The organism is Rhizobium sp. Root1203 (assembly GCF_001424945.1).
GTDB lineage: Bacteria > Pseudomonadota > Alphaproteobacteria > Rhizobiales > Rhizobiaceae > Rhizobium.
Genome location: NZ_LMCW01000012.1, coordinates 216358 through 231869, shown reverse-complemented (window position 1 = coordinate 231869; position 15512 = coordinate 216358). Strand labels below are relative to the sequence as shown.

At 60.1% G+C, this 15512-nt stretch carries 11 protein-coding genes; 7 read left to right on the top strand and 4 right to left on the bottom strand.

From position 1 onward, the window contains the following. Nucleotides 1-224: 224 nt before the first annotated feature. Together uvrA and ASC97_RS11655 are read left to right on the top strand one after the other, a co-directional pair. Nucleotides 225-3149, top strand: coding sequence for an excinuclease ABC subunit UvrA (gene uvrA / locus ASC97_RS11660; RefSeq protein ID WP_057468510.1), 2925 nt, complete (start codon nucleotides 225-227; stop codon nucleotides 3147-3149). A 19-nt stretch (nucleotides 3150-3168) separates the two neighbouring features. Next, nucleotides 3169-3990: a DUF72 domain-containing protein gene (locus ASC97_RS11655; RefSeq protein WP_057468509.1), complete on the top strand. Its 822-nt coding sequence runs from the start codon at nucleotides 3169-3171 to the stop codon at nucleotides 3988-3990. Here ASC97_RS11655 and ASC97_RS11650 read toward each other — a convergent pair. Then, nucleotides 3979-5454 carry a bifunctional ADP-dependent NAD(P)H-hydrate dehydratase/NAD(P)H-hydrate epimerase gene (locus ASC97_RS11650; RefSeq protein WP_057468508.1) on the bottom strand — a complete coding sequence of 492 codons (1476 nt, stop codon included), beginning with the start codon at nucleotides 5452-5454 and terminating at the stop codon, nucleotides 3979-3981. The genes ASC97_RS11655 and ASC97_RS11650 overlap by 12 nt on opposite strands. Before the next feature lie 342 nt (nucleotides 5455-5796). On the opposite strand from ASC97_RS11650, the gene ASC97_RS11645 reads away from it, so the two are divergent. From ASC97_RS11645 to hspQ, 3 genes are all read left to right on the top strand, one after another. Further along, on the top strand, nucleotides 5797-6135 hold the full coding sequence (locus tag ASC97_RS11645; RefSeq protein WP_018900556.1) for a P-II family nitrogen regulator: 339 nt from the start codon (nucleotides 5797-5799) through the stop codon (nucleotides 6133-6135). A 37-nt stretch (nucleotides 6136-6172) separates the two neighbouring features. Further along, nucleotides 6173-7582, top strand: coding sequence for a type I glutamate--ammonia ligase (glnA, locus tag ASC97_RS11640; RefSeq protein ID WP_057468507.1), 1410 nt, complete (start codon nucleotides 6173-6175; stop codon nucleotides 7580-7582). Nucleotides 7583-7741: 159 nt separating this feature from the next. Next, the gene (hspQ, locus tag ASC97_RS11635) at nucleotides 7742-8071 is read left to right on the top strand and encodes a heat shock protein HspQ (RefSeq protein ID WP_037061240.1); all 330 of its coding nucleotides are present in this window, start codon (nucleotides 7742-7744) and stop codon (nucleotides 8069-8071) included. A 111-nt stretch (nucleotides 8072-8182) separates the two neighbouring features. Here the strand turns inward: hspQ and ASC97_RS11630 are convergent, their stop codons facing one another. Continuing rightward, nucleotides 8183-8830, bottom strand: coding sequence for an invasion associated locus B family protein (locus ASC97_RS11630; protein WP_057469325.1), 648 nt, complete (start codon nucleotides 8828-8830; stop codon nucleotides 8183-8185). A gap of 269 nt (nucleotides 8831-9099) precedes the next feature. Between ASC97_RS11630 and ASC97_RS11625 the strand changes: the two genes are divergently transcribed. Further along, the gene (locus tag ASC97_RS11625) at nucleotides 9100-10905 is read left to right on the top strand and encodes an extracellular solute-binding protein (protein ID WP_057468506.1); all 1806 of its coding nucleotides are present in this window, start codon (nucleotides 9100-9102) and stop codon (nucleotides 10903-10905) included. Nucleotides 10906-10991: 86 nt separating this feature from the next. Continuing rightward, entirely contained in the window at nucleotides 10992-11663 is a 672-nt protein-coding gene (locus tag ASC97_RS11620; protein ID WP_057468505.1) for a DsbA family oxidoreductase, read from the top strand. Between the two features lie 6 nt (nucleotides 11664-11669). Here the strand turns inward: ASC97_RS11620 and mfd are convergent, their stop codons facing one another. Both mfd and ASC97_RS11610 read right to left on the bottom strand, forming a co-directional pair. Then, nucleotides 11670-15176: a transcription-repair coupling factor gene (gene mfd / locus ASC97_RS11615; protein WP_057468504.1), complete on the bottom strand. Its 3507-nt coding sequence runs from the start codon at nucleotides 15174-15176 to the stop codon at nucleotides 11670-11672. Beyond that, nucleotides 15173-15490, bottom strand: coding sequence for an FAD assembly factor SdhE (locus ASC97_RS11610; RefSeq protein ID WP_057468503.1), 318 nt, complete (start codon nucleotides 15488-15490; stop codon nucleotides 15173-15175). The genes mfd and ASC97_RS11610 overlap by 4 nt, the downstream gene beginning before the upstream one ends. Between the last annotated feature and the right edge of the window lie 22 nt (nucleotides 15491-15512).

Sequence of the window (15512 nt, the reverse complement as noted above, 5' to 3'; positions counted from 1 at the left end):
CGGCGGCGCTTGAAACAATCGATGCACCATAAACCATAGAGGCCGCGCAATGGGCGCTTACGGCAGGTTCATCCACAAGGAATTTTGTTCTTTATTTGTTCTAGTTTATCCCTATGATCCTGTCAACCGAATCGAAAACCTTGCACCCATATGGACATTCAGCCTCGACTCGCCCGCCGGCATCACTAAATAAGGGGCTTGTTCCAGCACAGAAGCAGAAGACGATGAGCGAATTGAAGACGATTTCCATCCGCGGCGCGCGTGAGCACAATCTGAAGGGCATCGACCTCGATCTGCCGCGCAACAAGCTGATCGTCATGACGGGGCTGTCCGGTTCGGGCAAATCCTCGCTTGCGTTCGACACGATCTACGCGGAGGGACAGCGCCGCTACGTCGAGAGTCTTTCTGCCTATGCACGTCAATTCCTGGAGATGATGCAGAAGCCCGACGTCGATCAGATCGACGGGCTGTCGCCGGCAATCTCGATCGAGCAGAAGACGACCTCGCGCAATCCGCGTTCCACGGTCGGCACCGTGACCGAGATCTACGACTACATGCGACTGCTCTTCGCGCGTGTTGGCGTCCCCTATTCGCCGGCAACCGGCCTGCCGATCGAAAGCCAGACTGTCAGCCAGATGGTCGACCGCATTCTCGAATTCGGCGAAGGCACGCGCCTCTACATCCTTGCGCCGCTCGTGCGCGGCCGCAAGGGCGAGTACAAGAAGGAACTTGCGGAGCTCATGAAGAAGGGCTTCCAGCGCGTCAAGGTGGACGGCCAGTTCTATGAAATTGCCGAAGCCCCGACGCTCGACAAGAAGTACAAGCACGACATCGACGTCGTGGTCGACCGCATCGTCGTGCGTGCCGACGTCGCGGCGCGCCTTGCCGACAGCCTCGAGACGTCGCTGAAGCTTGCCGACGGCCTTGCCGTTGCCGAGTTCGCCGACAAGCCGCTGCCGCCGGAGGATACAGCGGCCGGGGGCTCTGCCAACAAGTCGCTCAACGAAACCCATGAGCGTGTCCTGTTCTCGGAGAAGTTCGCCTGCCCGGTCTCCGGCTTCACTATTCCGGAAATCGAACCGCGGCTCTTCTCCTTCAACAATCCGGCCGGCGCCTGCCCGACTTGCGACGGGCTTGGCGCGCAGCAGAAAATCGATGCGAACCTCATCGTGCCTGAAACCGAGCGGACGCTGCGCGACGGCGCAATCGCGCCGTGGGCCAAGTCATCGTCGCCCTATTACAATCAGACGCTCGAAGCCCTCGGCAAGCACTACGGCTTCAAGCTCGGAGCGCGCTGGAGCGATCTTTCCGAGACGGCACGGGACGTCATCCTCAACGGCACGGACGAGAAGATCGAATTTCACTACGCCGACGGCGCACGCTCGTACACGACGCACAAGAACTTCGAAGGCATCATCACGAATCTTGAGCGCCGCTGGAAGGAGACCGACTCCGCCTGGGCCCGCGAGGAAATCGAACGCTACATGTCGGCGGCACCCTGCCCCTCCTGCAACGGCTTCCGCCTGAAGCCGGAAGCCCTGGCGGTGAAGATCGGCACTCTGCAGATCGGCCAGGTGACCCAGATGTCGATCCGCGTCGCCCGCGACTGGTTCGAAACGCTGCCGTTGACCTTCACCGCCAAGCAGAACGAAATCGCCGTCCGTATTCTGAAGGAAATCCGCGAGCGCCTGCGCTTCCTCAACGACGTCGGCCTCGACTATCTCAGCCTCTCGCGCAATTCGGGAACCCTGTCCGGCGGCGAAAGCCAGCGCATTCGTCTCGCCTCCCAGATCGGATCGGGTCTGACCGGCGTCCTGTACGTCCTCGACGAGCCTTCGATCGGCCTGCACCAGCGGGACAATGCCCGGCTGCTCGACACACTGAAGCACCTTCGCGATATCGGTAACACGGTCATCGTTGTCGAGCATGACGAGGATGCGATCCTGTCGGCGGACGACGTGGTCGATATCGGCCCGGCGGCCGGCATCCATGGCGGTCAGGTGATCGCCCATGGTACGCCGCAGGACATCATGGCAAACCCGAAGTCCCTGACTGGCAAATATCTCTCCGGCGAGCTCGGCGTTCCCGTTCCCGACGAGCGGCGCAAGCCCAAGAAGGGCAAGGAGATCAAGGTGGTCGGCGCACGCGGCAACAACCTGAAGAATGTCACGGCGGCCATCCCGCTCGGCGTATTCACCGCCGTGACCGGCGTTTCGGGCGGCGGCAAATCCACTTTCCTTATCGAAACGCTTTATAAATCCGCCGCCCGCCGCGTCATGGGTGCCCGAGAAAACCCGGCCGATCATGACCGCATCGACGGTTTCGAACATATCGACAAGGTGATCGATATCGACCAGTCGCCGATCGGCCGCACGCCGCGGTCCAACCCGGCGACCTACACGGGTGCCTTCACGCCGATCCGCGACTGGTTTGCCGGTCTGCCGGAAGCGAAGGCACGTGGCTACCAGCCGGGCCGCTTCTCCTTCAACGTTAAGGGCGGACGCTGCGAGGCATGCCAGGGGGACGGCGTCATCAAGATCGAGATGCATTTCCTGCCGGATGTCTACGTCACCTGCGACGTCTGCCACGGCAAGCGCTACAACCGCGAAACGCTGGATGTCACCTTCAAGCAGAAGTCGATCGCCGACGTGCTCGACATGACGGTCGAGGAAGGCGTCGATTTCTTCGCTGCCGTTCCCGCAGTTCGCGACAAGCTGCAGGCCCTGAAGGACGTCGGTCTCGGCTACATCAAGGTTGGCCAGCAGGCGAACACGCTCTCCGGCGGCGAAGCGCAACGCGTCAAGCTTGCCAAGGAGCTGTCGAAGCGTTCGACCGGCCGCACGCTCTATATTCTGGACGAACCGACGACCGGCCTGCATTTCCATGACGTGGCCAAATTATTGGAAATGCTTCAGGAACTCGTCAATCAGGGCAACTCCGTGGTGGTCATCGAGCATAACCTTGAAGTCATCAAGACGGCTGACTGGATCCTCGACTTCGGTCCCGAAGGCGGAGACGGCGGCGGCGAAATCGTTGCAGTCGGTACGCCCGAGGCGATCGTCAAGGAGCAGCGCTCCTACACCGGCCGGTTCCTCAAAGAACTGCTGGAACGGCGTCCGGTGAGGAAAGCCGTCGCCGCGGCGGAATAATGCTGAGAGGAGGAACTTAATGACAAAATCCGGCAACATACGGGTCGGTATCGGCGGCTGGACCTTCGAGCCGTGGCGGGATCATTTCTACCCCGGCAACCTGAAGCAGAAGGATGAGCTGCATTATGCGAGCCGCCAGCTGAAGGTCATCGAGATCAACGGGACCTACTACAGTTCGCAAAAGCCGGAGACGTTTGCCAAATGGGGAGCCGATGTGCCGGAAGGGTTCATCTTCTCGCTGAAGGCCAGCCGCTTCGTCACCAACCGGCGCGTGCTGGCGGAAGCGGGTGAATCGATGGAGCGTTTCCTGACGCAGGGGTTGACGGAGCTCGGGTCTCATCTCGGGCCGATCCTCTGGCAATTCGCGCCGACCAAGAAATTCGATCCGGATGATTTCGAGGCTTTTCTCAAGCTGCTGCCGGACAGGCAGGACAGCCTGCCGCTGAAGCACGTGGTCGAAGTGCGCCACGACTCTTTCAAGGTCCCCGAGTTTGTAGCCCTGCTTGAAAAATACGGCGTGGCGCCAGTCTGCGCCGAGCATTTTGACTACCCCATGATTGCCGATGTCACCGCGGATTTCGTATATGCGCGGCTGCAGAAGGGGTCCGACGAGATCAGAACCTGCTATCCACCCGGCGACCTTGCTGGATGGGGGAAACGCCTTGAGACATGGGCGGAAGGCGGCGTGCCCGCGGACCTGCCTTTGATCGACAAGGGCAGGAAGGTAAGCAAGGAACCTCGCGACGTCTTCGCCTTCATGATTCACGAAGGAAAGATCAACGCACCGTTCGGCGCAATCGCCTTGCAGGAAGAAATCTCCGGCTCCTCGTCAGGGCGGTAGAACGCACGATACGAGGTCTTCCGCCGTCAGACCCTTTCCGGCACGCATTCCCGCTTCGCCATGCAGGTAGACACCGGCTGCTGCCGCCTCGAAGGCCGGAATTCCCTGCGCCAACAACGCTCCGACAATGCCTGCGAGCACGTCGCCGGATCCAGCCGTGGCAAGCCAGATCGGCGCATTGGTGTTGATCAATGCGCGTCCGTCCGGCGAAGCGATCACGGTATCCGCCCCCTTGTAGATGATTGCAGCGTTGGCGCGGAGCGCAGCCGCCTGTGCCTTGTCGACCTTGCCCATCGTCTCGTCATCGGCAATATCGGGAAAGAGACGGTGGAATTCCCCTTCGTGCGGCGTCAGGACAAGCCGGGGCTCCCCTCCGGCGAAGAGGGAGAACAACTCAGCCGGATCGTCGCGAAACGATGAGATCCCGTCGGCATCGAGGACAAGGTGACGCTGTCGAACCGCCGCGACGAAACTCCGTGCCTTCGCGCCCGCCCCAAAGCCCGGCCCGAGAACGAAGGTCTGCAGCCTTTCATCGCGCAGCCAGCCGAGGAGATCGGCCTCACTGTCGATCCCGTGCAGCATAACTGCGGTCAGGTGGGCCGCGTTTTCGGAGACCGCTTCGTTTGGCGACGCGATCGTCACAAGTCCGGCTCCCGCCTTCAGCCCGGCCATTGCCGACATTCGCGCGGCACCCGTCTTGGCGGCTTCTCCGGAAAACACCACCAAGTGGCCGCGCTTGTATTTGTGCGTTTCCCGGCCGGGCGGCTGCACCATGTGCGCCCAGTGGGCAGGGCCGTTCTCGGCGATCCTTCCTCCTGCCTCCCTTCGAACGATCCGCACCGGTATGCCGATATCGGCCACCTCCACATCGCCGCAAAGCTCGCGGCCCGGCAACAGCACATGGCCCGGTTTCCTTGTCATGAAGGTGATGGTCCGTTCGGCCGAAAAAGCCGCGCCCAGCACCCTGCCCGTCCGTCCGTCTATGCCGGAGGGCAGATCCACGGCGAGCACCGGGACGTCGGCGTCGGCAACGAGTCTGACGAGGTTGGCGACAGCCTGCGGAACAGCACGCGTCAGGCCGGCCCCGAACAGGGCATCGATCGCAACATCCCCGGCCTCCGGGCGATAGTCCTCGATCGGAAGCGTCGGCACCATGAAGAGCGAGCGCGCCTGCGCCGCGTCTCCCTTCAGCGTTGTGGGATCGCCGAGATGGAAGACGTCAACGCGCACACCGCTCTCCGTCAGGCAGCGCGCTGCCACATAGCCGTCTCCGCCATTGTTGCCTGGACCGCAGAAAACAACCGCGCGAACAGCGCCGGGATGATAGTGAAGAAGTGCTGCGGCGACGCTTCCCCCGGCACGCTGCATGAGTGCAAAACTGCTGATGCCGGATGCGGCTGCAGCCGCATCCACGGCAGCCATTTCAGCGGGCGAGAGAAGCAAGGAAGAAAGACGTTCGGTCATTCCCCCATTCAACCAGAAACAGCCTAAATAACAACCACTTCTCCGAAAAACATGGCGTCTAAATTTTAGCCGTTTGCATATTTTTTACCCACACAATGAATGGCTCTACGCTTATTCAGAGAACGTGAATATTCCACAATCCGATCCGAAATGAAGCTTTCATCGCCTTAATTTCAGAATTTCAGCCTGAATCCGTGCAGAAATCTCGTGAAATCATAGCATTTTCCAGATGTTCCGGCCATTTCCACGAAGATTCCGCTTTCCAACTGGCACGATAACTGCATCATACCGGCGAGCGGGTATGAACCTGCTGTAACGGGAGAAGCGGAGAGTCATTTTCTCATGAAAAAGATCGAAGCGATCATTAAGCCCTTCAAGCTGGACGAAGTGAAGGAAGCCCTTCAGGAAGTTGGCCTGCAGGGTATTACAGTCACGGAAGCGAAGGGCTTCGGTCGCCAGAAAGGCCACACGGAACTGTACCGGGGCGCGGAATACGTCGTCGATTTCCTGCCCAAGGTTAAGGTGGAAGTCGTCCTCGCCGACGAAAATGCGGAAGCCGTCATCGACGCGATCCGCAAGGCCGCGCAAACCGGCCGTATTGGCGACGGCAAGATTTTTGTATCCAATATCGAAGAGGTTATTCGTATCCGCACCGGCGAAACCGGCGTCGATGCCATCTAGCCCTACGTATCGTCATCTCAAATAAAGGAACTATTTAATGGCGACCGCAAGCGAAATTCTTAAGCAAATCAAAGACAACGACGTGAAGTTCGTCGACCTGCGCTTCACCGACCCCAAGGGTAAGCTGCAGCACGTTACGATGGATGTCGTCTGCGTCGATGAAGACATGTTTGCCGATGGCGTCATGTTCGACGGCTCCTCGATCGGTGGCTGGAAGGCCATCAACGAATCCGACATGGTGTTGATGCCGGACACCGAAACGGTTCACATGGATCCGTTCTTCGCGCAGTCCACCATGGTCATCCTCTGCGACATTCTCGATCCCGTCTCGGGCGAGGCATATAACCGCGATCCGCGCGGCACTGCGAAGAAGGCGGAAGCCTATCTCAAGGCATCAGGCATCGGCGACACCGTGTTCGTCGGTCCGGAAGCCGAATTCTTCATCTTTGACGACGTCCGCTACAAGGCCGACCCCTACAACACCGGCTTCAAGCTCGATTCGACCGAACTGCCATCGAACGACGACACCGAATACGAGACCGGCAACCTTGGCCACCGTCCGCGCGTCAAGGGCGGCTACTTCCCGGTTCCGCCAATCGACAGCTGCCAGGACATGCGCTCGGAAATGCTGACGGTCCTGTCCGAAATGGGCGTCGTCGTTGAAAAGCATCACCATGAGGTGGCTGCCGCCCAGCACGAACTCGGCATCAAGTTCGACACGCTCGTCCGCAACGCCGACAAGATGCAGATCTACAAATACGTGGTGCATCAGGTCGCAAATGCCTACGGCAAGACGGCAACCTTCATGCCGAAGCCGATTTTCGGCGACAACGGCTCGGGCATGCACGTTCACCAGTCGATCTGGAAGGCCGGCAAGCCAACCTTCGCAGGCGACGAGTACGCTGGCCTGTCTGAATCGTGCCTCTACTACATCGGCGGCATCATCAAGCACGCCAAGGCGCTGAACGCCTTCACCAACCCGTCGACGAACTCCTACAAGCGTCTTGTCCCTGGCTATGAAGCACCCGTGCTGCTCGCCTATTCGGCCCGCAACCGCTCGGCCTCGTGCCGCATTCCGTTCGGCACCAACCCGAAGGCCAAACGCGTCGAAGTCCGCTTCCCCGATCCGATGGCAAACCCATACCTCGCCTTCGCAGCGATGCTGATGGCTGGCCTCGACGGCATCAAGAACAAGATCCATCCCGGCAAGGCCATGGACAAGGATCTCTACGATCTGCCGCCGAAGGAACTGAAGAAGATCCCGACTGTCTGCGGCTCCTTGCGCGAGGCACTCGAAAGCCTCGACAAGGACCGCAAGTTCCTTACAGCCGGCGGTGTTTTCGACGACGACCAGATCGACTCGTTCATCGAACTGAAGATGGCCGAGGTCATGCGCTTCGACATGACGCCACACCCGGTCGAGTACGACATGTACTATTCTGCATAACGAAAATCGGAGAGCCCCGGCCATGGCGCCGGGGCTTTCTTGCCTGCACGATGTCATCTATGCTGCCGGCAGATGTGACATTCATGTGACGCGATCTCGCACAAATCTTGATTTGAGCGATGCCAATCACCAAATTGGGTGATGAAAGGAAGTCGTACCATGAAAGAAAGACTAGCTAAGTTCAGTATCGGCGAAGTGGTCCGGCACAAGGTATTTCCGTTTCGCGGCGTCATCTTCGATGTCGATCCGGAATTCGCGAACACGGAAGAATGGTGGAACTCTATCCCCGCCGAAGTGCGCCCAAGCAAGGACCAGCCCTTCTATCACCTGCTCGCCGAAAATGACGAGAATGAATACGTTGCCTACGTATCCGAGCAGAACCTTGTCAACGACGAAAGCGGCGTCCCGCTTCGCAACGAGCAGGTCTACCAGATTTTCGATATGGCACCGACGGGGCAGTTCAAACCCAAGATGAACCTCACCCATTAACGTCGGGCCCTACTGATGAACCCCGCTGCGGCGGGGTTTTTCTTTGGGTGTAGGCCAATGAAAAAACCCGGCGCGAGGCCGGGTTTCTCATGAATTCCGTCTGGCCCCAGATTACTGAGCCTTGGCAGCCTTCTGTGCGTCTTCAAGCTTCTTGCGAGCTTCGTCGGCCTTCTTCTGCATGCTGTCCTGCAGGCTTTTCTGGCTTTCAGCGAGCTTGGAAGCAGAAACCGCCTCGCCGTCGAACGCGCCGGTAAAGCCTTCAAGCGAAATCTTGATGGGGTTCGGCGCACGGCGGAAGTTGATCGAGGTGAGAACCAGGTCGGTGCCCTTCTTGAGGCTCGCGATCATGGCATCCGTCAGCTGGACCTGCGCAACGCAGCGATCCGGCATGCACATCAGGTAGTCGATCTTCTGGCCCTTGCCGCCATCGATCTGCATCATGATGCCCGGAGGGATCAGACGTGCCGGCGGTACCGAAACCTGCAGGCTCTTGTTGTTGATCTTGCCAGCAACGCTGATGAGGCCGACGCCAGTGACGAGCTGGCCGCCACCCGCCAGAACGACGTTCTGAACGACGCAGACATCATTGTCTTCCTGCTTGCTGCAGGTCTTGTACCAACCGAGGCGAGGAGCACCGGCAGCCTGAGCCGGAGCGTCGGCTTCCTGGGCAAAAGAAGACGCCGGAGCCGCTGCGGCGCCGAGCATCACTGCCAGAACGGACAGGGCTGCCCGGGTTTTCTTTTCAGAGTTGAACATCATAACGAATTCCGTCTCCTGGTATCCCATTGGGACAGCGGGTATGCCATCCTCACCAACAGGGTTGTTTGCACTTCACCTCTTAAAACAATAAGGCAAATGCATGACCCCCCGACTTCGGGTTCCCCTGTTACATCGCGTCGATGCAGATATCCAGCATTTCTTTGGCGTTTTCGGGGTCGCTTGAAAGAATTCGCTGCGGATGGTGAATTGGGCCTCCTGCATGCTACTGTTTTGCCGAATCGTGCTGTCTTCCGGAAGGGATTTCAGGGATGCTCCGCATCGTTCTGCCTATCGTTTTCACCCTGTGCTGCGGGGCAGTGCTTGCGGAGCCCGTTCATGGCATCGCCATGCACGGCGAGCCAGCCCTGCCTGGGGATTTCAAGCACTTTCCTTACGTCAATCCCGACGTGAAGAAGGGTGGCAAGATCGCCTATGGTGTGGTTGGCACGTTCGACAGCCTCAATCCATTCATCTTGAAAAGCATGCGCACGACCGCTCGTGGCGTCTGGGATCCGGAATACGGCAACTTCGTCTACGAGACCTTGATGTTGCGCTCCCGCGACGAGCCATTTACGCTTTACGGGTTGCTGGCTGAAACGGTCGAATGGGACGAGGACCGCACGTACATCCAGTTCAACCTCAATCCTGCGGCCAGGTGGTCGGATGGCCAACCCGTGACGCCGGATGACGTCATATTCTCGTTTAATATCCTGAAGGATAAAGGACGCGTTCCGTTCAGCAACCGCCTCAACACCGTCGACAAGATGGAAAAGGTGGGCGACCACAGCGTTCGGTTTACGTTCAACGAAAAGGCAGACCGGGAGCTTCCCCTGATACTGGCGGGCTCGACGCCGATTCTGCCGAAACATGCGATCGATCCTGAGACATTCGACCGGTCCACGCTCGTCCCGCCGGTCGGCTCCGGCCCTTACAAGATCAAATCGCTCAAGCCGGGCGAGAGCATCACCTTCGAACGCGATCCCGATTACTGGGCCAAGGATATTCCCGCGAAGGTGGGACTGGACAACTACGACCAGGTCACCGTCCAGTATTTCTTGCAGGACACGACACTGTTCGAAGCTTTCAAGAAGGGCGATGTGGACATCTATCCGGACGGGAGCCCGGGCCATTGGGCCAACGCCTACAATTTTCCAGCGGTCACATCCGGCAACGTCGTGAAGGACACGTTCGAACCGAAGCTGCCGAGCGGAATGTTCGGCTTTGTCTTCAACACCCGCCGACCCGTCTTTGGCAATCAGAAGCTGCGCGAAGGGCTGTCTCTGATCTTCGACTTCGAATGGGCGAACAAGAACCTTTTTTCCAGCGCCTATATCAGAACCCAGAGTTTCTGGCAGAATTCCGATCTGTCGAGCTTCGGCGTCCCGGCAGACGAGCGCGAGTTGAAGCTGCTCGGTCCGATCAAGGACAGGATCGATCCAGCCATTCTGGACGGCACCTACAAGCTGCCCGTGACGGATGGCTCAGGCAGGGATCGCAATGTCCTGAAGCAAGCGGTAGTCCTTCTCAAGGAAGCCGGATATACGATCAAGAACGGTAAGATGAGTGACGCCAAAGGCAAGCCCCTCGCCTTCGAGATCATGACCCAGAACGCGGACCAGGAGAAGCTTGCCGTCTCCTACCAACGCTCGCTCAACCAGCTGGGCATTACCGCTACGATCCGAACGGTGGACGATTCGCAGTATCAGAGCCGTACGAGCAGCTTCGACTACGACGTGATCGTCAAATCCTACACCTCGTCGTTATCTCCCGGCATTGAACAGATCGGCCGCTGGTCGTCTGCATCGAAGGATCGCGAGGGTACGGACAACTTCGCCGGCGTCGCCGATCCCGACGTCGATACCCTGATCCAGCACATCCTGACCGCCCGCTCGGCGGAAGACTTTACCGCGGCCGTGCGCTCGCACGATCGGATGCTGCTTTCCGGCCACTACGTGTTGCCGCTCTATCATGTCGACAAGCAATGGGTTGCGCGCAGCAAGCGCATCGGCCATCCCGAGACCGTACCGCTCTATGGCTACCAGCTTCCGGCATGGTGGGATCAGAGCGTGCAATAGATGGTTCTCTTCTCCTGCCTGGTTGAAGTCTTGCGCGGCAGGGCCTAGATGGCTGCAAACATACCGGCCCAGGAAAGGAAAGCCCCATGGAGCGCATAGTCATCGATGTCGTATCGGACGTCGTCTGCCCCTGGTGCTACCTCGGCAAGGCGCGGCTGGAGCTGGCAATCGCCGACGTTCAGGACGAGATCGGTGTCGACATCAACTGGCGGCCCTACCGTCTTAATCCCGATTATCCCATGGAAGGCGTCGACCAGAAGAAGGCGTTGGAAGAAAAGCTCGGCGGCGCAGAGCGCGTCGCCCAGGGCCACAAGATGCTGACCGACCTTGGCCGCGAAGTCGGCATCGCTTTCGATTTCGAGGCCATCACGATCGGTCCCAACACACTCGATGCGCATCGGCTGATCCATTGGGCGATGGTCGAGGATCGCGAAAAGCAGGATCGCGTCGTCGACGCACTGTTCAAGGCGAATTTCGAGGAAGGCCGCAACGTCGGAGATCGCGCCGTTCTCCTCGACATCGCCGAGAAGGCCGGGCTGGACCGCTCCGTCACCGCCTCGCTGCTTGCATCCGATGCTGACAGCGACCTCGTCCTCGCGGAAATCCAGGCCGCCCAGCAGATGGGTGTCAACGGCGTACCCTTTTTCATCTTCGACCAGCAGTATGCCGTCAGCGGCGCCCAGACCCCCGACGTGCTGGCGAACGCCCTGCGCGACATTGCAAAGGCGAAGGCAGAAGCCCGCTCCAGCATGAACTGATCTGCGTTACGGCTTCGCCATCTCCGCCATTTGCGTCATGATGACGGCCGCGCCCTGCAGCCGCTTTTCCGGCGTTGGAAGATCGCGGGTCAGGAACACGCTCTGGTCCGGGCGGATCTTGGCCATGGAGCCCTGCTTGGCGATATAGCCCACCAGATTCGCCGGGTTCGGGAATTCCTTGTTGCGGAACGTGACGACGACGCCCTTTGGACCGGCATCGAGCTTCTCGACGTTGGCGATGCGGCACAGCGACTTGACGTAGACGATCTTGAGGAGATGCTGGACTTCGATCGGCATGGGGCCGAACCGGTCGATCATCTCGGCACCGAAGGCGTCGATCTCCTTCAGTTCGGTAATCTCCCCGAGCCGGCGGTAGAGCGCCATGCGCAGATGCAGGTCGGGAACGTAGCCATCTGGAATCATGACCGACGTGCCGACCGAAATCTGCGGCGACCACCCGGTATCGTGGATTTCGTCGACACCCTTCACCTCGGCGACCGCCTCCTCCAGCATCTGCTGGTAAAGTTCGAAACCGACTTCCTTGATATGCCCGGACTGTTCCTCGCCCAGCAGGTTGCCGGCGCCGCGGATGTCGAGATCGTGGCTTGCGAGCTGGAAGCCGGCGCCGAGCGTATCCAGCGACTGTAGAACCTTGAGCCGCCGTTCGGCCGTCGCCGTCAGCACCTTGTTGACCGGCAGCGTGAAGAGCGCGAAGGCACGCACCTTCGAGCGTCCGACGCGGCCCCGCAACTGATAAAGCTGGGCCAGACCGAACATATCGGCGCGGTGTACGATCAGCGTGTTGGCGGTCGGGACATCGAGGCCGGATTCAACGATCGTCGTCGATAGCAGCACGTCATAGCGACCATCGTAGAAAGCATTCATGATGTCTTCGAGTTCGCCCGCCGGCATCTGCCCGTGTGCCACCGCGACCTTCAACTCCGGCACATCGGAACGCAGGAAGGCATGCACGTCCTCCAGATCGGCAAGGCGCGGACAGACATAGAAACTCTGACCGCCGCGATAGTGCTCGCGCATCAGCGTCTCGCGGATGACGAGCGAATCGAACGGCGAGATAAAGGTACGAACCGCCATGCGGTCGACCGGGGGCGTGGTGATCAGCGACAGCTCGCGCACACCCGTCATGGCAAGCTGCAGCGTGCGCGGAATGGGCGTTGCCGAAAGCGTCAGAACGTGAACGTCGCTTTTCAGCTCCTTCAGGCGCTCCTTGTGCTTGACGCCGAAATGCTGCTCCTCGTCGATGATCAGAAGCCCGAGATTGGCAAACTGAATACCTGCGCCGAGAAGCGCATGGGTTCCGACGACGATATCGGTTTTGCCCTCTGCGACTTCCTTTTTCGTCAGCGCCAGCTCCTTGGAGCCCACGAGGCGGGAGGCCTGTTGGATACGAACCGGCAAGCCGCGGAAACGTTCGGAAAAGGTCTTGAAGTGCTGGCGGGAAAGAAGCGTCGTCGGCACGACGACGGCGACCTGGATCCCGTTCATGGCAGCCACGAAGGCCGCGCGAAGCGCGACTTCCGTCTTGCCGAAGCCGACGTCGCCGCAGACGAGGCGATCCATCGGACGCCCTGCGCCAAGATCGCTGCGCACGGCCTCGATGGCGGTGTCCTGATCCTCGGTCTCGTCGTAGGGGAAGCGGGCGGCGAATTCGTCGTAGAGCCCTTCCGGAGTGGTCAGCACCGGCGCGTGGCGCGTCAGGCGCTCGGCCGCGATGCGAATAAGCGCATCCGCCATATCGAGCAGCCGCTTCTTGAGCTTTGCCTTGCGCATCTGCCATGCGCCGCCGCCGAGCTTATCGAGCTGAGCTTCCGTACCCTCGCCGCCGTAGCGCGACAAAAGGTCGATGTTTTCGACCGGCAGGAACAGTTTGGCATCGTCGGCATACTGCAGTTCCAGGCACGCATGCGCAGCGCCCGCCGCCTCGATGGTTCTGAGACCGATAAAACGCCCTATGCCATGTTCCGCATGGACGACGACAGAGCCTTCGTCGAGCCCGGCGACCTCGGAGATGAAATCGGCGGCCCGCTTGCGCCTCTTGGAGCGGCGCACCATACGATCGCCGAGAATGTCCTGCTCGCCGATGACGACGAGATTGCCGGCTTCGAACCCGGACTCCAGGCTGTAGACCGCCGCCGCAGCCTCGCCCTTTTCAAGGCTGGCAATATCCTTCAGCGCGGCAATCGGCTTCACGCGTTCAAGACCATGTTCGTTCAGAACCTGCAGCAGCCGCTCCAGCGAGCCTTCGGTCCAGGCGGTGATAAGCACCTTCGCACCGTCGGCGCGCTTCGCCGCGATATGCTTGACGACCACGTCGAACACGTTGATGCGTTCGGCATTGCCTGCGCCCTCGGCATTCGATCGCGCCCAACGCTCGCCCTGGCGCGCGTCGAGGTTGACGACGCGCCGCGCCTCACCCTCGTGTTCGTTGAAGGGGGTGATACGCATCGCGTTGAACGCATCGAGCGTGCTGGCGAAGGATTTGCCGTCGAGATAGAGCTGGCCGGGCACGACCGGCTTGTAGGGCGTGCCCTGCGACATCTGGCCCTTGCTCGGCTGGCCGGAGTTCAGGCGGGCATCGTAGTAGTCGAAAACCAGCTTCGAGCGCTCTTCGGCAGCTTCGCGGACGGTGTGATCGACGACCAGACGGAAGCCCTTGAGATAATCGAAGACCGTCTCAAGCCTCTCGTAGAAGAGTGGCAGCCAATGCTCCATGCCCGGATAGCGGCGGCCTTCGGAAATGGCAAGGTAAAGCGCGTCATCGCGGGTCGCCGCGCCAAAAGCTGACAGGTAATTCTTGCGGAAGCGGCTGATCGTGTCGGGCGTCAGCGTTACCTCGCTCATCGGATTGAGGTCAAGCGACCGGACCTGTCCTATCGTGCGCTGGTTTGCCGGATCGAAGCTGCGGATGCTCTCCAGCGTGTCGCCGAAGAAGTCGAGCCGCACCGGCTCCTCCGAACCGGGCACGAAGACGTCGAGGATACCGCCCCGAACCGCATATTCGCCGACTTCGCGAACCGTCGCGACGCGGTCGAATCCGTTGCGCTCCAGCCGACCGGCAACATCATCCATGCGCACCTGATTGCCCGGTCGCGCGGAAAACGCCAGACTCTCGATGACATCCTGTGGCGCCACCTTCTGCAGCATCGCGTTGACGGTGACGAGCACGATCGCCGCATGCGGCTTTTTGTGATGGGCGATGAGGCCGCTCAGCGCAGCCAGACGGCGCGCGGACGTATCGGCGCTCGGCGAAACGCGGTCATATGGAAGACAGTCCCATGCCGGCAGTGTCAGAACCGGAATATCCGGCGCGACGAAGCCGAGCATCTGCTCGATATCCGCCATACGCTGGCCATCGGAAAGCACATAGGCGACCGGCTCGCCAGTGCGAGCAAGCTCCGCAAGCAACATCGGCTCGAGCCCCGCGGGCACGTTGCCGATCGTCAGCGGCTCGGCAACGGCTGCGAGCTTTTTCGCGTCAAAACCTGGGATCATTCTGCATTCCTGGGCAAGGCATCGGCAGGGTATTCGAAATCGGGTTTGTAGGCGGCAAGCCGCTGGAACATCGGTGTCTGGAAACGCTCCGGCACTGGCCAAGTTCCCATGATCCAGCGCACGAGGTCGTTGTCCTCCTCGGCCATGATGGTCTCGAATTCGTCGAGTTCGACATTGGACAACGCGGCGATTTCCTTCTCGGCGAACTGTCCGAACACGAGGTCCATCTCCCGGATACCCCGGTGCCAGCAGCGGAACAGAATCCGGCGGCGGCGAGGATCGAGATCGGCGCTCGAGAGTGTCACACCTGTCATGACATTACCTTCCTGTTGATGC